The sequence below is a fragment of the Bacillus sp. YH3-2-B2 genome (genome assembly GCF_053663335.1).
This window is the reverse complement of record NZ_JBSJQE010000002.1, coordinates 895,416-914,763: the sequence shown is the minus strand read 5'-3', so window position 1 is coordinate 914,763 and position 19,348 is coordinate 895,416. Positions and strand designations below refer to the sequence as shown.

At 50.6% G+C, this 19,348-nt stretch carries 14 protein-coding genes; 3 read left to right on the top strand and 11 right to left on the bottom strand.

The window, feature by feature from the left end; translation table 11 throughout:
- Nucleotides 1-20 precede the first annotated feature (20 nt).
- The 3 genes from essB to ACWJJX_RS09575 form a co-directional block, all read right to left on the bottom strand.
- On the bottom strand, nt 21-1,307 hold the full coding sequence (gene essB, locus ACWJJX_RS09585; RefSeq protein WP_025650213.1) for a type VII secretion protein EssB: 1,287 nt from the start codon (nt 1,305-1,307) through the stop codon (nt 21-23).
- A 14-nt stretch (nt 1,308-1,321) separates the two neighbouring features.
- The gene (locus ACWJJX_RS09580; protein ID WP_003152015.1) at nt 1,322-1,561 is read right to left on the bottom strand and encodes an EsaB/YukD family protein; all 240 of its coding nucleotides are present in this window, start codon (nt 1,559-1,561) and stop codon (nt 1,322-1,324) included.
- A 75-nt stretch (nt 1,562-1,636) separates the two neighbouring features.
- Complete coding sequence (locus ACWJJX_RS09575) at nt 1,637-1,930, bottom strand: WXG100 family type VII secretion target (RefSeq protein ID WP_003152013.1); 294 nt, start codon at nt 1,928-1,930, stop codon at nt 1,637-1,639.
- A 315-nt stretch (nt 1,931-2,245) separates the two neighbouring features.
- On the opposite strand from ACWJJX_RS09575, the gene ACWJJX_RS09570 reads away from it, so the two are divergent.
- The 3 genes from ACWJJX_RS09570 to ACWJJX_RS09560 all read left to right on the top strand — a co-directional run bounded on the left by ACWJJX_RS09570 (nt 2,246) and on the right by ACWJJX_RS09560 (nt 5,504).
- Nucleotides 2,246-3,475, top strand: a complete 1,230-nt coding sequence (locus ACWJJX_RS09570; RefSeq protein ID WP_454022934.1) for a PucR family transcriptional regulator — start codon at nt 2,246-2,248, stop codon at nt 3,473-3,475.
- 103 nt (nt 3,476-3,578) lie between these two features.
- On the top strand, nt 3,579-4,709 hold the full coding sequence (gene ald, locus ACWJJX_RS09565) for an alanine dehydrogenase (protein WP_454022933.1): 1,131 nt from the start codon (nt 3,579-3,581) through the stop codon (nt 4,707-4,709).
- 117 nt (nt 4,710-4,826) lie between these two features.
- Complete coding sequence (locus ACWJJX_RS09560; protein ID WP_039254039.1) at nt 4,827-5,504, top strand: YukJ family protein; 678 nt, start codon at nt 4,827-4,829, stop codon at nt 5,502-5,504.
- A gap of 44 nt (nt 5,505-5,548) precedes the next feature.
- On the opposite strand, the gene ACWJJX_RS09555 is transcribed toward ACWJJX_RS09560, so the two are convergent.
- From ACWJJX_RS09555 to ACWJJX_RS09520, 8 genes are all read right to left on the bottom strand, one after another.
- Nucleotides 5,549-5,764 carry an MbtH family protein gene (locus ACWJJX_RS09555; protein WP_316275806.1) on the bottom strand — a complete coding sequence of 72 codons (216 nt, stop codon included), beginning with the start codon at nt 5,762-5,764 and terminating at the stop codon, nt 5,549-5,551.
- Between the two features lie 18 nt (nt 5,765-5,782).
- A complete protein-coding gene (locus ACWJJX_RS09550) occupies nt 5,783-12,910 on the bottom strand; it encodes an amino acid adenylation domain-containing protein (RefSeq protein WP_454022932.1) in 7,128 nt (2,375 codons plus the stop codon).
- 14 nt (nt 12,911-12,924) lie between these two features.
- Nucleotides 12,925-13,851, bottom strand: coding sequence for an isochorismatase (locus ACWJJX_RS09545; RefSeq protein WP_003152006.1), 927 nt, complete (start codon nt 13,849-13,851; stop codon nt 12,925-12,927).
- Nucleotides 13,852-13,869: 18 nt separating this feature from the next.
- Nucleotides 13,870-15,495, bottom strand: coding sequence for a (2,3-dihydroxybenzoyl)adenylate synthase (locus tag ACWJJX_RS09540; protein WP_128574726.1), 1,626 nt, complete (start codon nt 15,493-15,495; stop codon nt 13,870-13,872).
- Nucleotides 15,496-15,513: 18 nt separating this feature from the next.
- Complete coding sequence (dhbC, locus tag ACWJJX_RS09535; RefSeq protein WP_063174630.1) at nt 15,514-16,710, bottom strand: isochorismate synthase DhbC; 1,197 nt, start codon at nt 16,708-16,710, stop codon at nt 15,514-15,516.
- Nucleotides 16,711-16,733: 23 nt separating this feature from the next.
- A complete protein-coding gene (locus ACWJJX_RS09530; RefSeq protein WP_014305732.1) occupies nt 16,734-17,519 on the bottom strand; it encodes a 2,3-dihydro-2,3-dihydroxybenzoate dehydrogenase in 786 nt (261 codons plus the stop codon).
- A gap of 135 nt (nt 17,520-17,654) precedes the next feature.
- Entirely contained in the window at nt 17,655-18,524 is an 870-nt protein-coding gene (locus ACWJJX_RS09525; RefSeq protein WP_454022931.1) for an alpha/beta hydrolase, read from the bottom strand.
- A 175-nt stretch (nt 18,525-18,699) separates the two neighbouring features.
- Nucleotides 18,700-19,296 carry a sulfite oxidase-like oxidoreductase gene (locus ACWJJX_RS09520; RefSeq protein ID WP_070082300.1) on the bottom strand — a complete coding sequence of 199 codons (597 nt, stop codon included), beginning with the start codon at nt 19,294-19,296 and terminating at the stop codon, nt 18,700-18,702.
- Nucleotides 19,297-19,348: the final 52 nt, after the last annotated feature.

Genomic DNA, 19,348 nt, shown 5'->3' with positions numbered 1-19,348 from the left:
CGGCCATTTGATGTGTGCTGTTATTTTTTTTCATCTTTTTTCTCATCTTTCTTGTCGTTCTCTTTGTTATCTTTCGCTTTGTCTTGTTTGCTTTCATCTTGTCCGGCGGAAGCTTCGGCGGTGTCACTGTTTTCCTCCGCTTCTTTATGCTGTTCCTCCGCCTCTTTTTTCGCCTTCGCAAGCTCGCTTTCCACGGCGTCCAGTTCTTTCTGCTTTTCGTCGTCTTTCATACTGTCATCCGCTAATAATTGCTGTTTATATTTTGTAAGTCCGAGCCAGATGTACGGGTTGTACTCAAGATTGCGGCCGATTTTGATGGCTTCTTCATTTTCCCCTCTGCCGATATCAATCCAATAAAGGAAGTGCTTCGGGTCTGATTGCAGCGTGACCAGATTCCCGATGTATTTCCGCTGTTCTTCCCTCAGATTTTCAACTGCCACATAAGAGGAAGCAAGCTCGTACTGCACAGATTCCGGGAGGCTTTCCGCATCGTATTTAGCGAGTGTGTCAATGACTTTGCTGTACTGCTGATTTAAAAAATAGCGGTTGCTTTCCGTAATTGCCTCTTGCTTCGGCTGGACGAAAAACAGAACGTATAAGGAGTAAAGAAGTGCCGGCACAAGGAGGACGGCAAGCGCCAGACCGGCGTATCTTTGGATTTTCCATTTCTTTTTCGGCAGTTTTATGTATGTCTTGTCCCTTTCTTCGAGGGAATCGATTGCGGTTTGAATGGCTTCTTCCAGTTCTTCAATCGTCTCCGCCTCTAACACGCTTTTCACCTCAGGAGAGAAATGAAGCGTCTCCTTGTACTTCAAATATTCATCGAAGGTGTACGCCCCGTCAGCCGCAAGCGCCGCACAGGCTTTGAGCTCTTTTAACACCCTTTCTCTATCTTCCTCATAAGGCGGAAGGCTCTCCTTTACGCCGTAATGAAGAAAGTAAGGCGTCAGCGCTTTATCAAACACGATATTTTCAGGGGCGGCAATCAGATTGAGACGTTTCAGCTTATGCTGTTTCACGGCTTGGACGAGACGGTAGGCAAATTGCCACCTGCTTTTTTTATCTTTTCCTTTTATATAGCGGAAAGCCTGATAAGAAGAAGGAGGTTTGATTGTGATGGTTACTTCGTCTTCTGAAACTGAGACCTCTTTTTGAAAAAAAGGATCGGCATCTTTAATCACATTCGCTTCCAGCCCGTCAAGAAGCTTGATTTTTTCCCGCTGGAAGGTGAACGTGAAGCCTGATTCGGTTTCTTCCCGGACGGCGTCTAATTCTGTTTCTAAATAAGATCTGTTATGACCTGTCATTCCACCATATCCTTTCATAAAATTTCAAGGCGGTCTCCGTTCGTAATGCCGCAGTCAGATAGCTTTTGTTCTCCGGAAAAAACCGTTTCTTTATTGACCACTCTGATCCAATAGCCTTCACGCGGCGGAACGGATACATGCTGAGCCTGCCGGGCAATATCAATGACTTTTTTCACAGAATGGTAATCTGACAATCTGAGATCGAAGACGCTGCCGTTATAATGTGTTAAATCTATTGTAATATCGATATACATATTCATATCACCCTTACATAGAAAGAGCGCCGTCTTCTTGATTGAATCAGGCGCTCCGTTTCTTCATTCATCTTATTATCCGCGAATTTGGTTAGCGATATCTTGGTCGGTAGACTCAAGCGTATTTGCCGTTTGATCGAGCTGATGATTCACATCTTGAAGCAATTCAGACATTTTAATAAATGAAGGTTTCAGCTGCTCATATTGATCCGCGAATGCTTCACTTGAAGCACCTTCCCACATGCCTTTCAAATCAGAAATCATGCGGTTCAGGCGGTCAACCTGATTCATGACTTCCTGACTTTCAACGCCATATTGCTTAGCCATCGCTCTTAGCTCTTCGGGTGTGACACGAATTAATCCAGACATATTCCTTATACCCTCCTGTGTCATCAGCCTAAATATGGGCTAATTCACTTATTTTTTGAACGTCATTATTATAAAAACAACCAATCGGCACAGTCAAACAAATCTGTTTTAATTTTACAAAATGAGTCTTATGATATATTGGATTTTTCGTCATATTTACACATTTTGTAAATACGATAGTATGATTTTCTTATTATTTTCGTTTTCACTGAATGATCTTATTGTCCTAGTCTATTTCCCTGCAAAGATGCCTTTCAGTCTGAAAAGCAAGATGGTAAGATCAAGATATGAAGCTATGAAAAAGTAGGGATACAGATGACCAATCCAAAGGATCCATTTAAGTACAGTTTCGACAGACTTGAAGATGTTGCCGACCATATCAGTGAAGTTCTTCAATGCCCCATTACAATAGAAGACGTTAATCATAAACTGCTTGCATACAGCACGCACAGCGATTGTACAGATCCGGCCCGGACGTCGACGATTATCGGGCGGAGGGTGCCGGAAAAAGTCATCAACAAACTGTGGAAAGACGGAACCATTCCGGCCCTTTTAAAAACGGACCAGCCGATCAAAGTGAAAGAAATTGACGAGGTGGGCCTAAGCAACCGCGTGGCGATTTCCATCTGGAAAAACAGTCAGGTTCTCGGATTTATTTGGGCGCTTGAGATCAAAAAAAAGCTTAAGGACGAAGATCTGAAGACACTTCAGCTGGCCGCTAAAGCGGTGCGGAACAAGCTTTTGCACCTGCAGATCCGCAAAACGAAAATCGAAGAGCGGGGCCAGGAGTTTTTTTGGAAAATGCTGACAGGCCATATTTATCAGGAAGCCGAGATGGCCGAAGGGTTTCATAAGCTCGGAATGGCGCTGCCGTCCGTGTTCAGTGTCATGATCATCCGTTTACATGATGAGCTGACTGAAAAGACGGAACAGCAGCTGCAATATTTGCAGGAAACGACACAGCAGATTCATGTCATGCTGGCGACTGTTGATTCAAATGAATTAATCTTATTAGCCGCGCCGAAAACCGATCAGCCTTTTAAAGATTTAAAGCACTTCGCTCTTCATATTCAAAAACAGCTGAAGGAACGATATAAAATTGAGGATGCGTCGATTGCGATCGGCGGTATTTACGAATCGATTTCTTACGTTTACCGATCCTATCAGGAAGCGCTTTCCGTATTAAAAGCGAAAGAGCGGTTTGTGAGAGAAACCAAACACCTTTTCAGCTTTTCTGAACTCGGCATTTATCAGTACCTTGATGTGTTGGATGAAAAACGCAAGCACAGCGGCTATATGAACTATTCCCTGTCAAAGCTTGAGCAGTATGACAGGGAGCACCAAGCCGATATGGTAAAAACGCTCGAACATTTTATTGATGCCGACAGCAATGTCAACACCGCCGCTAAAGCGCTTAACATCCATGTCAATACATTGAATTACAGGCTGAAAAGAATCAGCCAGATCGCAGAAATCGACTTAAAAAATGTGAATGAGAAGTTTACGATTTACCTTGATATCAAACTTCGCAGCATGGGTTCGTGAAATTTCACAAATCCGTGTTTTTTTATTTTCTGTTTCAAACAAAGAATTTTCACAAAAATCGCGCTACACTTGAAGCATCACACAAACATTGGGGGAAACAGACATGATTATCGGGGTTCCAAAAGAAATCAAAAACAATGAAAATCGAGTGGCATTAACACCTGGAGGCGTTTCACAGCTTATCGGAAACGGCCATCGGGTTCTTGTGGAATCCGGAGCGGGACTCGGAAGCGGCTTTACAAATGAAGATTATGTATCAGCAGGGGCGGAAATTCTGGAGGACAGAAAGCAAGTATGGGATGCGGAAATGGTCATGAAGGTAAAAGAACCGCTGGCTGAAGAGTATGCGTATTTCCGTCAAGGTCTGGTCTTGTTCACTTACCTTCATTTAGCCGCAGAGCCGGAATTAGCTAAAGCGCTTACAGAAAAAGGCGTGACAGCTATCGCGTACGAAACGGTAACGGACGGACGTTCCCTTCCGCTGCTTACGCCGATGTCCGAAGTGGCCGGCAGAATGGCCGCGCAGATCGGAGCACAGTTTCTTGAAAAACCAAAGGGCGGAAAAGGAATTTTATTAGCCGGCGTACCGGGTGTATCCCGCGGAAAAGTCACGATCATCGGAGGGGGCGGCGTCGGAACAAATGCCGCGAAAATGGCTGTCGGACTCGGTGCCGATGTGACAATGATCGATTTGAACGCAGACCGCCTGCGTCAGCTTGATGATATTTTCGGGCATCAGATTAAAACATTGATGTCAAACCCTGTAAATATTGCAGATTCCGTTGCGGAAGCGGACCTTCTGATCTGCGCCGTGCTCATCCCGGGAGCCAAAGCGCCGACTCTCGTTACGGAAGAAATGGTTAAACAAATGAAACCGGGTTCCGTCATTGTTGATGTTGCCATCGATCAGGGCGGCATTGTGGAAACCGTTGATCATATTACAACCCACGATAATCCGACTTACGAAAAACACGGCGTCGTTCACTACGCTGTCGCCAATATGCCGGGCGCCGTACCGCGTACGTCTACGCTCGCATTAACGAATGTAACCGTTCCTTACGCGCTGCAAATCGCCAATAAAGGCTCGGCACAAGCCATTGCAGACAGCCCTGCGCTTAAAGCGGGCTTAAATACGGCTAACGGACATGTCACGTATGAAGCGGTAGCCAGAGACTTAGGCTATGACTACGTGCCTGCTGAAAAAGCAATGCAAGGTTCGGCTGCAAAAGCTTAATAGAGATGAAGAGGACAGCCTGATCAGCGGGCTGTCTTTTTTTCTTTCTCACAAAAGGAAAAACGGCCCCCTGTCTCGAATATCAATTCATATCCCGGAAGAAAAAGGAGGATTCATATGGCTGTTCAGCACTATGGTGTATTAAAAGGCACTGTGTTAGATATGAAAAGGGAAACAGATGATGATTCTCCGCATTTTCAAGTCGAGGTGCTAGGCGAGCCTGATACGCGCTATCGCTGTGCGATCAATGTCATGTCAAGTTCAAAAGAATCAGAGGTTCTGTATGCGGCACGCGATCATTTTGACGCAAGCGCGATCACCCTGCTGCCGAACATTCCGTATGGATATACCCCAATTGATGAAACCAGCCGTGAGCTGGCGCTGGATTATGTCCGCGGCGGATTGTTTGATCCCCGGAACATGGTGCCCCTCCCGCATGAAGTCACCGGTCCGGATAATGACTTAAATGACTTTATTGAGACGTACATGCAAAAAGCCAAATCAGAAAAAGCCACCGTCTATATTTACGGCTCTAAATTTGGGCCGGAGCCGGGCGCTGATAAGATTTTCGGGTTCAAGCCGACAAACGGCATGCATAATATTCATATGAATCAGGGAAACCCAATTGATACACGCTGGAAGAAGGATAACGGAACGTGGCACGACGGCGGTATTTTAATCCAGTTTGCAGACCAGTGGGCCGCGGTCTTTTTGGCTTTTCTGTCTCAGTCATGGTGCACGGATGAAGAAGGCCACCCCTATACATTTTGTGATCATACACAGCTTAACGGCTGATGTCCGCATAAAAAGCCTGCCGAGATAACGGCAGGCTTTTCTTATTACATTTTAGCGGCTTCGGTCTGTTTCAGGCTTTCCGGCCTCATATCACGCCAGTTTGTTTCAATATATTTGAGACAAACGGGGCGGGTTTCATTCGTCAGGCGGGTTTCCCAGCCGTCCGGCACATCCAGATAGGCCGGCCACAGTGAGTACTGGCCTTCAGCATTGACGAGCACATGGTATGAACCGTCTTCCCGTTCAAATGGATTTGTCATATCATCTCTTTCCTTTCTTTACCGGACTGTACGCCGTCCGTTTAATTTCTCTGCCAGAATCGCGCCGATGTCGGCAAGCGGGCCCGGCTGGCACATATCTTTATGGCGGCAGTCTAGGTCATACCGCTCGATTTTCCCCGTAATATACGGTTTCCAAGTATCCGGCTCAATCGGGTCAAACCACTCCGGAATAATCGTGGATCTGAAGAACAGCACATCTCCGTGGAACGGCTTCGGCTTGTATGTTCCTAACAGCCCGACAGAATTAACGTACGTGTCTTTCAGATTCATCATCACTGACTCGTCCAGGCTGGCTAATGCGCTCCCCTCACGGCGGAGAATGGTCAGCGCGGTGTCAAAATCAAGCGGCTGATCCCCGAGGCTGTCCGGGTCGTACCCTCCCAGGGCAAGCAGCGCAATGACGGCTTCCTCGTCATCAGGCGCATTTTTTATCGGCAGAAAATGATTCGGATACGCGTCAAGCATCACCAAAAGCGAAACCTCTTCGCCCCGGCTCTGTAATTGTGTCGCCATGGCCTGAATGACATTCCCTCCGAGAGACCAGCCGAGCAGACGGTACGGCCCTTTCGGCTGCACGGTGCGGATTTTTTCAATATAATCCGCCGCCATGTCATCTAAGCTTTGCGGAAGCGGTTCTTTTTTTCCGATGCCTCTCGCCTGTAAGCCGTATATCGGATAATCAGCCTCTAAAGAAGACATCAGCCCGGCATAACACCAGCTGAGACCGCCGGCCGGATGGACACAGAACAACGGTGTTTCTTCTCCTGCCGTTCTGAGCGGAAGAAGAACATCAAGCGCGCTTGTGCCCGTTCCTGACTCAAGTCTTTCAGCAAGGCTTGCCACCGTAGGAGCTTCAAATAATGTTCCGATACTGAGCTCGGCTCCCATCGCTTCCCGAATACGGCTCATTAAATGAACCGCAAGCAAAGAATGGCCGCCTAAATCAAAAAATCTGTCATCAATACCGACACGCGGCAGATGAAGCACCTCTGCAAACAGCTCACACAGCATTTCTTCCTGCGGCGTTCTCGGTCCCCGGCCGGTGACCTCCGTTTGGAAGTCAGGCGCAGGGAGCGCTTTTCGGTCAAGCTTTCCATTCGGTGTCAGCGGCAGTTCATTCATTTGGACAAAAGCTGACGGAATCATGTAATCCGGCAGGCTTTCTTCGGCAAACCGGCGGATGTCCCCAGCGTCCAAGGTGCTGCCGGCAGATCGGACAAGGTAGGCGGCCAGCCGTTTATCTCCCGGCCGGTCTTCACGGACGACTGCGGCGGCATCCTCGACATCCGGATGTTTGACGAGAACCGCTTCGATTTCTCCCAATTCAATCCGGAAGCCGCGGATTTTAATCTGGTGGTCCGCCCTGCCCATATAATCAAGAGAACCGTCCGTCCGCAGACGGGCTAAATCCCCCGTCCGGTACATTCTCGTTCCCGGCGGGCCGTACGGATCAGCCACAAAGCGTTCGGCGGTCAGACTTTGCCGCCCTAAGTAGCCTCGTGCCACGCCCCCTCCGGCAACATACATTTCGCCCGTGATCCCCGGAGGCACAGGCTCCAGCCGGTCATCAAGCACATATACGTTCAGATCAGGAATGCCGCAGCCGATGAGGCTGTTTGCTCTTAGTTCGGCAATGTTTTTGTCTAATTCAAGGTAACTGACGTGTACCGTCGTTTCCGTAATGCCGTACATATTCACGAGCACCGGCTGATTGTCCGCGTGGCGGCTGTACCAATCCTCAAGCCGGCTCAGCTCAAGCGCCTCGCCGCCAAAGATGATATATCTGAGTGCGAGCTGACGCCCCAGCTCTTTGTGTTCTTTTTCCGCATGCATCAGCTGGTAAAACGCTGACGGCGTTTGGTTAAGTACGGTCACTCGCTCTTTCACGAGGAGATGCAGAAACGCTTCCGGCGATCTGCTGATGTCATGCGGCACGACGACGAGACGTCCGCCGTGAAGCAGCGGCCCCCATATTTCCCAGACAGAGAAATCGAAAGCGTAGGAGTGAAACATCGTCCATACATCATCAGAATTAAAGTGATACCAATGCCGCGTCGACTCAAACAGCCGAATAACATTGCTGTGCGGAATGATGACACCTTTCGGCACACCTGTTGATCCCGACGTGTAAATGACATAGGCCGGGTGAAGCGGTGACAGCGGACGAATCCGGTCGGCATTCTCAGGGTTCGTGACGGCATATTGCCGAAGTGTTTCCTTATTCTGCGGATCATCCAGGATGAAGGCCGGCATGCCGTTTTCGCCAGAGAGCTTACTTGCGCCTTCACGATTGGTGAGCATAAATACAGGCTTGGCATCATGTAACATAAAAGCGATGCGGTCCGCGGGATAATCAGGATCAAGCGGCAAATATGCTGCCCCCGTCTTCAGGACGGCTAACAGCCCGACAATCATATCTAAAGAACGCGGCAGCGCCAGTGCGACAAACTGCTCCGGGCCGACGCCGCGGGCAATCATCATGTGGGCGAGCTGATTGGCTCTTTCATTCAGCTCTTGATAAGTGAGTCCGCTCTCTTCAAATACTGCCGCCGTTTCATCCGATTTTGCGGCGGCCTGTATTTCAAACAGTTCAGGCAGTGTCTGCCGAGGCTGAATATGCTGTTTTGCCTGTTTAACCGGCAAAAGCTTCCGGCGCTCTTCATCAGAAAGAATGGTTAAGCTTCCGATCGGTTTATCCGGATGTGATGCGGCATCTTCGAGCAAAAGAAGCAGGCGTCCGGCAAGTGCTTCAGCCGTTTCTTTTCTGAATAAGTCCGTACTGAACTCCAGCAGGCCTTCAATACCGGCAGGCGTGCCGTCGTCATGGCGCTGTTCAGCCAATTCCAGCGTCAAATCAAATTTGGACGATCCGACACTGCTGATTTGCAGGCTTGTTTCCATATCAGGAAGACTGAGTACAGGGTCAGGCGTATTTTGGAATGCGAGCATCACTTGGAACAGCGGATGTCTTGACCGGGAGCGAACCGGATTCAATTCTTCCACGAGACGTTCAAACGGCACGTCCTGATGTTCATATGCTGCGAGATTCATTTCCCTGACCCTTTCAAGAAGCTCACAAAAGCTCGGATCGCCAGAGGTATCGGTTCTCAGTACGAGTGTATTAATGAACATACCCACAAGGTCTCCTAATGCGTCATCACTGCGGCCGGCTATCGGACTGCCGATCGGAATATCGGTTCCCGCCCCGAGCCGGGTCAGCAGTGCGGAAAGCCCTGATTGAAGCACCATAAACAGGCTTACGCGCTGATTTCTGGCAAGTGAGAGAAGACGGGCATGAAGCTCTTGGCCGATGTTGACCGGAATGACGCCGCCCCTGTAGCTTGATTCAGCGGGACGCGGAAAATCAGACGGCAGCTCCAGCTGATCCGGTACATTTTCAAGCGTTTTCTTCCAGAAATCCAGCTGGCGCGCAATTAAGCTCTCAGAATCAGACGCGCTGCCTAAAAGCTGCTGCTGCCAAAGCGCATAATCAGCATATTGAACCGCCAGCGGCGCCCATTCTGCTTTTTCACCTGTTTGCCGGGCGATATAGGCTATGGATAAGTCACGCATGAGCGGATTCAAGGACCAGCCGTCGCCTGCGATGTGATGCAGGAGAACCATCAGCGTATATTCGCCGTCACCAAGATCAAACAGCTCAGCCCGGACGGCCGGCTCTTTAGCGAGATCAAACCGGTATCGTGCCGCAGCGGCAAGCATGTCTTGGAGCTCGTTTTTGTCTGCTTGTGTCACTGTAAACACAGGGCGGGCTTCTTCAGCAGGTAAAATGAGCTGATGGGATGATCCCTTATTTTCCGGAAAAACGGTGCGCAGGCTTTCATGACGGCTGACAACATCGTAAAAGGCGTGTTTCAGCGCTGATTGGTCAAGCTTGCCTGACATGCGGACAATCACCGGAATGTTGTAAGTCGGGCTCGGCCCTTCAAGACAGTAGAGAAACCAAAGACGCAGCTGCGCAAATGACAGCGGGATGTGCTCCGGCCGGTCAAACGGCTTGAGCTTAGGGCGCGCACTCTTTGCGGTGTCAAGCTGTGCGGCGAGCCCGGCAACGGTCGGCGTATCAAACAGACGGCCGATGCCAAGCTCTGCGCCCATCGTCTCCCGGACCCGGCTCATCAGGCGTCCGGCTAAGAGCGAATGTCCGCCCAATTCAAAGAACCCGTCATCAATTCCGACCCGCGCGAGACCGAGAACTTCGGCAAACAGATCGCATAATATTTCTTCCTGCGGCGTCCGCGGCCCTCTGTCAGACAGGACAGCGGAAAAATCAGGTGCAGGCAGAGCGCTGCGATCGAGCTTCTTATTCGGCGTCAGCGGCAATTCTTTCAGCTGTACAAACGCGCCCGGCACCATATAATCCGGCAGGCTTTCGCCCATATATTCACGAAGTCCGCCGATATCAAGGGGCTGATCCGCGACAGCATAAGCCGCCAGCCGCTTATCTCCCGGCTGGTCTTCACGGACAATGACGGCGGCCTGCGAAATACCCGGGTATTTCGACAGCACTGACTCAATTTCTCCTAATTCTATCCGGAACCCGCGGATTTTAATTTGGTGATCGGCTCTGCTGATATAATCAAGCGAGCCGTCCTCACGCCAGCGCACGAGATCTCCCGTCCGGTACATCCTCGCGCCCGCGGGTCCGTACGGATCGGCAATGAATCTTTCAGCTGTTAAATCAGGACGATTATAATAACCTCTGGCAAGCCCCTCGCCCGCTATATAAAGCTCGCCCGCAATTCCCGGCGGGACTGGCTGCAATGCGGCGTCCAGCACGTATACCCGCGTGTTCCAAATCGGCTTTCCGATCGGAGGGGCCCCTGTATGGTCTTTTGCAAGCGGCTGTGCGGCCGACCAGATTGTTGTTTCAGTCGGCCCGTACAGATTCGTCACCGTACAGCCTGATTCAAGCAGAGCATGCATAAGCGCGTTCGGAAGCGCCTCACCTCCGACAAGCACCTGCAGCTCCCGGAGTGAATCCGGTTCATTGGTGACTAATGAATGCCACAATGTCGGCGTTGCCTGCATGATTGAAATACCGTATGAGTGAATCATGTTCGCAAGCGCCCGCGGTTCCTGAATCGTCTCTTTACGTGCGATGACGCACCCCGCCCCGCTGATGAGCGGAAGGAAGAGCTCAAGTCCGGAAATATCAAACGCCGCAGTCGTAACGGCAAGCAGGCGGTCTTGTGCGCCGAGCGGGAACATTTCCCGCATGGATAAGAGGAAATTGCTTACGCTTTTTAATGTCACGACTACGCCTTTCGGTTTGCCCGTTGAACCCGATGTATAGATGATATAAGCGGGGTGCAAAGGCGAACATTCCGCCTGAGCGGGACAGTCAGCATTTTGAGCGGCAACGGTTTTTACCGTATCGGGGTCATCGAGAATGATCCTTTTTGCATCACTGTCTTCCGGCATGCGGCCGGATAAGTCCATCGTTGTAATCAGGCATGCAGGCTGTGCATCTTTGAGCATGTATGTGATCCGCTCAGAAGGAAAATCAGGATCAAGCGGCAGGTATGCGGCTCCCGTTTTCAAAACGGCCAGCATGCTCACGGCCAACTCCTGTGACCGCGGAAGCAGCAAAGCGGCAAATTGTTCCGGTCCGAGCCCCTTTTCCTTTAGCATGCCGGCAAGCTGGTTCGCGCGCTTGTTCAATTCAGCATAGGTGAGCTCTTCGTTTTCGGTGATGATTGCCGGCCGGTCCGGTGTTTTTACGGCCTGTTCGTAAAACAGCTCCGGCAGACTTTTCTGCTTCCCGGCCTTGCGCGTGTCATTCCAGCTTTCCAGTACGCAGAGACGTTCACTTTCAGGCAGAAGGTTGAGTGTGCCGATTTTTTGTGTCTGGTCTTTCACAGCGGATTCCAGCAGAAGCAGGAATCGTTTTTGATGGTTTTCAATATCTTCGGCGCTGTACACTTCCGGATTCGCATCAAAGTCCACACGCATTCCGCTTCCGTCCGCTCTGTCGTAAACGTTAATTGACAAATCATCAACGGGCCCGGCTGATAAGTTATGGACGGTGCCTGGCGCTCCGGCGAAATCAAGCGCATAGTCAAACGGCATCACATTGACTTGCGGGCCGAACAGCCTGCGATTTTCTCCGAGCAATTTAAGGTCGCGGCGCATGTCTTCATGGCGGTATTTCTGATGGCGCCGAATGTTTCGGATTTCTTTTGCCACTTGGCTGACGGCCTCATGAAAATTCATATCCGGTCGGAGAGAAAGCCGCAAAGGCAGAAGATTCATGACCATACTCGGAATATTCAGTGAAATCGAGCCGATCCGCCCCATCATCGGTAAACCGAGCACGATATCCCCTGCGTTTGTCATCCGGTGGACATATACCGCCGCTGCGGCTGTGACGGCTTCATGCCAGTTCGGAATCGCTTTTACATGCTGCAAAGCCGTTTCAGAAAGATAAGCCGTGCTTCTCCGAAAGCTTGTTGACGTTCTCGGCGCTCTTTCTGCCAAACTGACGACATCAGGTTCATCCGCAAATTTCTCCATCCAAAATTCCCGATCTTTCAGGAATTGATCAGACGCGCGGTATTCTTGATCTTCTTTTACCAGCTCCTCCAAAGAGCCGAAGGAGCGCCCGTTATCCGGACGTCCTTCCCGTATTGCGGTGTACATTTGCGCCGTACGCCGTGCCAGCAGTGAAAAACCGTAGCCGTCTATCGCAATGTGGTGAATGCGCTGATACCAGAAAAAGCGTTCCGGTCCCGCCTGAAATAAAATGTCGCGGAACAAAGGCCCGGCCGCCATATCAACGGGCTCAGCCAAATCTGTCTGCATGAGTCTGAGTGCGGCCTGCTTCGGATCAGCTTCTGAACTCACATCTATGACATCGATCGCAGCCTCAAATGGAGGATTGATGATCTGCTTCGGCCCGTCTGCTCCCTCTTCGAAGCGGGCGTGTAATGACGCAGCTTCCGTCAGCACGCGTTCGAGAGCGGTTTTAAATATGTTCACATCGATCGCGCCGTTTATCTCAACGTACTCGCCTGTATTGTAAATCGGATTATCAGGATCAAGCTGCTGCGCAAACCAGATACCGGCCTGTGCGCCTGTCAGAGGCAGCTGTTGTGTATCATGCATTCTATTCTCTCCCTTTATAAATAATCTGCGTTCGGCAAGACTTTTTGAGATCGGGAAGAAAGAAGTCTCCACCACTCTTCAAGCGTCGGGTTCTCCGCCAGTTCCACAAACGTCACTTCAGCTCCGTCACGGCGCCATTGTTCGACAAGGCTCATGATTCTGACGGAATCAAGGCCTCTGTCCAGCAGGTCTTCATGATCCGGAATATCAGACGGTGATTCTTGAAGAATCGCCGCAATTTGTTCCCGCACCCGGTCTTTTGTCAATACGGCGGAAGTCTTCCCTTCTCCTTCAGAAACCGGCGCGCCGCCCAGCAGCTCCAGCACTTCGTTTGTCAAAGCCGTGTAAGCGCAGCGCTGAGACGCATATTCGATGGCCATCTTATGTTTTTCTGAAGAAAAATCAGCAACGGCGTCTCCGATAAAGAAGCTTTGGATATCATCCATAAATGCTTCACAGGCTGTGACGAGACAGCCGATGTGTGCATAAATTCCCGTAATCATGAGCTGGTCTCTGCCGCTTTCACGCATGATGTCAAGGAGATTCGTCCGTTTAAACGCACTGTATCTCCACTTTGTGAGGACTATGTCCTGATCATCCGGGGCAAGCTCCGGAATGACCTTTTCTTCATAAGGCCCGCTTTTCAGCCCCGGTCCCCAAAAATCCGTCAGCAGCGCGCGGTCCGCCGGGTCTTGGCTGCCCGGCTGCGCGGTATACACCACCGGAATGCCGAGTGCTTTGCATTGTTCTTTTATTTTTTTGATATTCTGAGCCGCCTCCGTGATCGGAGCCTTCCCTTTCTCAAAAGCATCGACGAAATAATTCTGCATGTCATGGATCAGAAGCACCGCGCGTTTCGGGTTCAGCGTCCACGATACTTTATTTTCAGGCATATCTGACGCTGTCGGCAGCGCATATGCGGGAATAGACGGTATAGCCAATGTCAACACTTCCTTTTTTTAAGATTGTTTGATTTCAGCCGGCTTTACTTTTTGGGCGATCGTTTCGCGAAGGTCCTTTTTACTGACCTTGCCGACGCCGGTTTTCGGGAAAGAAGCGATAAATTCAATCCGGTCGGGGATTTTATATGCCGCCAATCCGCGCTCACGTAAAAATGCTTTCAGCTCTCCCGGTTTCGGCGCTTCTCCTTTCGGGATGACGAACACACAGGATCGCTCTCCGAGAAAATCATCCGGCATTGAAACCATGGCCGCATCATGAACGGCAGGGTGCGCAAGAAGGTGATTTTCCACCTCCTCAGCGGCTATTTTTTCCCCGCCCCGATTGATTTGATCTTTCGCACGTCCTTCGACGATGATATAGCCGTCCGCCGTCAGTTTGACGATATCGCCGGTCTGATAAAATCCGTCGGCTGTGAATGATCTTTCATTATGTTCAGGCGCTTTATAATATCCGCGAATCGTGTAAGGGCCGCGTGTAAACAAATGTCCCGCTTCACCGGGGGCGACATCCCGCCCGTCATCGTCTAAAACCCTTACCTCATCAAAAGGTGACATCGGTCTGCCTTGCGTATTGACAATGATCTCTTCAGGATCATCCAGTCTCGTATAATTCACCAATCCTTCCGCCATTCCGAAAACCTGCTGAAGGGTGCATCCGAAAGCGCTCTTTACGCGGCGGGCGGCCTCAGCACTGAATTTGGCGCCTCCCACCTGCAGCACTTGAAGGCTTGATAAATCATCACTTCGTGAACCGGATGCGTCCATCCACACCATCGCAAGCGGCGGGACGAGCGCTGTAATCGTGACACGTTCTTTTTCAATTAACGGGAAGCAGTCATCCGGACTCGGCGTCGGTGACAGAACAACCCGGCCTCCGGCATATAAAGTTCCCAGCACACCGGGCGAGCTGAGCGGATAATTATGCGCTGTCGGCAGAGCGGCCAAATAAACGCTGTGATGATCCAAGCCGCATATTTCCGCGCTGAGGCGCAAACTGTATATGTAATCGTCGTGTGTTCGCGGAATCAGCTTGGACAGCCCCGTACTGCCTCCTGAAAGCTGTAAAAAGGCGACTTCCGCCGGGCTTACCTCTTCCAGCTGAACAGGCTCTCTATGCAGGCTGCTCAGTTCCTGAAACTCTTCAGTTTCGCCGGCCACAATGACATGCGCCAAATCCGGAAGTTTGTCTTTCACCTGTCTGGCCAGCGCCCTGTAATCAAAACCTGAATGCGTATCAGGAATGATGTATGCTTTCGCCTCTGCAAACTCGCAGAAATACGTAATCTCACTGCTTCTATGAGAAGGCAGCGCGAAAACGGGCAGTGCTCCGAGACGGAACAGCGCGAAAATCACTTCAAAAAACTCAGCGATATTCGGCAGCTGCACGACAACGCGGTCTTCCTTTTGAATTCCGAGCTTATGCAGTCCCGCCGCTAAACGATCGGCCCTTTCATCTAATTCTTTGTAGGTCCAATGTACATCTTTACACGTCACGGCAGTTTGATTTCCGTATAAAGCCGCGCGCTCTTTCAGCATTCCTCCGAACGTCTCACCCTTCCAGCAGCCGTCTTTTCGGTATTTGTCAGCCCATTCTTCCGGCCATGGCGTAAATCCAGTCAGCACGATCCGTTCCCTCCTTTTTTACAACTCATCTTGGTAAAGCCCCATCGCCCGGAGCATGGTGCGGAATTTCGCCGATGTCTCGTCCAATTCATCCTGCGGCTTTGATCCGGCGACAATCCCGGCACCCGCAAAGAGCCGGAGAGACCTTGTTTCCGCTTCGGCGCAGCGGAGTGCGATAATCCATTCTCCGTCGCCTTCAGCATCACACCAGCCCGCCATTCCCGTATAGAAATTGCGGTCAAACGGTTCAATATCCTGAATCGCTTCTCTCGCCGCATCCGTCGGCGTTCCGCATACCGCGGGCGTCGGATGCAGGGCGATGGCCAGCTCAAGTGATGTCGTTGACGGATCACTAAGCTCTCCCTTTACCTCGGTGGACAGGTGCCACATCGCCTCAGTTTTAATGAGTGACGGTTTTTCCGGCACATCAAGCACACGGCAGAACGGTTTTAGGGCGGCGGCCACGGCGGCCACGACTACGGCATGTTCATGCAGATCTTTTGCTGATTGCAGCAGTTCTTCCGCTCTTCTCTGATCCTCGGCGGGATCTGCGCTGCGAGGTCTGGAACCTGCCAGCGGATTGGACAGAATCGATGTTCCGTTTTTGGACAGCAGCAGTTCAGGACTTGCGCCGAAAAGCGTTTTTCTTGTTTCTGACGTTCCCGTCACATCCGCAGCGAATGTATAGCCGCGCGGGTTGTGCTGCGCCAAATGCTTGACGGCCTGAGGAATGTCGATATCCTTTTCAGCGGTCAGATGAAGCGTCCTTGACAGCACGATTTTGCTGAGCGGACCGTCCGTAATGTTGAATACGCCTTGTTCCACACCGCTCATAAAGCCCTCAGGCTCCGGAACGGGACGGATGTCATATGTATTGGATTGCGGCTTTTCTGCGGAAGATTCCGCAAACGAAAGCGGGCCTGCCGTATGGACAATCTTCGGTACAAAAAGCCGGGAAGCTTTTCTTCCGTCAAAAGGAATGGCGCCGGCCGCAATCGGATGTTTGATGCCGGCTTGCTTTGCCTCAAGAAGCGTCTGTCTCACACGTTCAGGCAGTGAATCCAGCTGATTCTCCGCGTCTGCATCCGGCACTTTTGCAAACACACCTTCCGCAAGCATCGTCCTTTTCGGGGAAGCTAAAAAGAACGCCCCGGGCTTGTAAGTATCCAGCACCTTTTTTGCAGCCACTTCCGTCAATACAGGTTGATTTGTCATGTTTGTCCCTCCTTTTCGTTACATCAAACGCCTAAAGTAGCGCCGCCATCAACGCATAAATCATGCATCGTGATATGGCTTGCCTGTTCAGAGGCCAGAAACAAAACGGCATTTGCAATATCAGAAGGCTTTGCCAGCTTTTGAAGCGGAATTCCCGTTTTATATGTATCAAGCGAACCTCTGATAACGTCCTGTGCTCCGTTTTCATCCCGCCACAGCGCCCGCTGCATGTCGGTTTCCGTTGAACCGGGAGATACGATGTTGCAGCGGATATGATAGGCCGCAAGCTCCAGTCCGAGGCATTTCGTAAACATGGCGGCAGCCGCTTTCGACGCCGCATAAGCCGCCATGGAAGCACGCGGAACGCCGGCTGCATTCGAACCGACCGTTATGATGGCGCCTTTTTTCCGCTCCATCATGTACCGGCTGACAGCCCGCGATACATGAAATACGCCGGTCGTATTAACAGAAAATGTTTGATCCCAATCTTCATCACTGAGGGATTGCACCGGACCCGGCCGCAGCACGCCCGCAACGTTCGCCAATATTTCAATAGGCCCCATGTCACGTTCAACGGCAGCGATGATATCATTGACAGCCGCACTGTCAGATACATCTGCGGCAAACCCCTGCGCCTGCACGCCTTTTTGCCGAAGTCTGTCAGTTAGCCCGGGAAGCAGGTCTTCATTTGTATCTATAGCTGCCACATTTACGCCTTGTTCAGCAAGGGCAAGCGCTGTTGCTTCTCCGATGCCTTGAGCGGCGCCGGTGACAACGGCCGTTTTCCCTTTCATTCCCAATGCGTCCATATTATCATTCCCTTTCTATATTGATAATGATTATCATTATCAATTATGATTCAAGACAATCATATCCAAATCAAAACACGCAGTCAATTAGAAAATTAGAATCAGCCGCATTTAGTTCGAAGGGCCTGTTTTTTCTCATGCGGGAGAATACGGGGTATGCGGCCCTCCCGGATTCAGGCAGAAACGCAGGGCTCTGCTGATTAAAACGGGCAGGACAGAAATATGGCCCTCTCCTTCAAACTCGCTGTATTCAGCGCGGACTCCATCACCTTCAAATCCGGATAATAAAGAGTACAGCGCCTCTGCGTGCTCCGGGATTCTGCTTTTATGTGTTTTTTCAATTTCTCCCGCAGCCAGCAATACGCTGACTTGAAGATTTTCCGCAGAGAGCCGGTCTGACAAACGTTCCGCGTTTTCCTGAATAAAACGCTTGTTCCAATGAATTGACGGACTTCCCGCAACATAGGTCTGGAACATGTCCGGCCTCGTCAAAAGCACTTGCAGCACAAAAAGACCGCCCAGCGAATGGCCGAAAATCGTCTGCCTGCCTCTGTCGATCGGATAATCCCGCTCCATCGCGGGCTTTACTTCTTCTTCTATAAACTCCAGAAACGCTTCCGCCCCTCCCTGTTCGGGCCATGCCGCGCCGCGCGGATGCACCGGTAGTTCTGATTCAGAAAGCGGCATCGTAAAATCACTGTGCCGTTCGGCGGAAAACGGCTGATCTGTCGGGTAGCCGATTCCGACAATCACCGCCGGCACAACGCCTGTTTTTTCAGGCCGTCGGCTTTGTACCCGCAAAGCTTCGGCCATTGTGCCGAACACGGAATTCGCATCGAGCAGGTATATGACAGGGAAGCCGGATGCAGGCGGTTCTTCCTGAGGTAAAGAGACAAAGATACGATACGTACGGCCTCCTTTTGAGCGCATTTCTCTTACTTCTGTGCCCGGAACCGCGTATCGGCCGGCCGGCGCGAACCCCCGGTTTATTTGTTTTCCGTCCATTATGTGTTCATCCCCTTTGTGGCAATTGCTTTATCTATCCTTATTGATAATGATTTTCAATATCAAAAGACACCTCAAATAATAGGTTTTTTGCCAAACAAAGTCAATGGATTTTTGATATAAAAAAAGCACCTTATTTCAATAAGGTACCTAAGAACTATGTAGGGATAGGGGCTTAATCCCATGTAAAGCGCTCATTCTTCCATGGATCTCCCCTCATATGGTAGCCGTTTTTCTCCCAAAAGCCGGGGTGGTTTTCCTTTGTGAACTGAATGCCGCGCAGCCATTTTGCGCTTTTCCAGAAATAAAGATGGGGGAAAACGCCTCTGAGCGGATAGCCGTGCTCTGGCGTTAACGGCTCGCCGTTATGCGCATATGCCAGCAGGGATGTTTCCCGCGTAAAATCAGAAAGCGGCAGGTTGGCCGTCCAGCCCTCTTCAGCGTGCAGAATGACGAATCCCGCTTCTTTGTGCACACCCGCTTTCTCAGCGATGTCTTTGGCGCGTATTCCCTGCCAGATATTATCAAGACGGGACCAGCCCGTGACGCAATGAATATCATTTTTCACTTCGGCTTCCGGAAAAGCTTTGATATCTTCAAAGCTTAACAGCATAGGACGGTCAACAAGCCCGTACACTTGCAGATTCCATTTTGACATATCTTCATAATAAGGAACATTTCCGGCGTGAAGCACGGGAAACTTCGTTGTGACATTTTGATTTGGCGGAATCCGTTCCGACTGTTTTGTTTGTCTCGTTTTCCCGAAAAACATATGGCTCCCTCCATTTAGTAAACCTATATTAAATCTTTGTTGACAATCAATC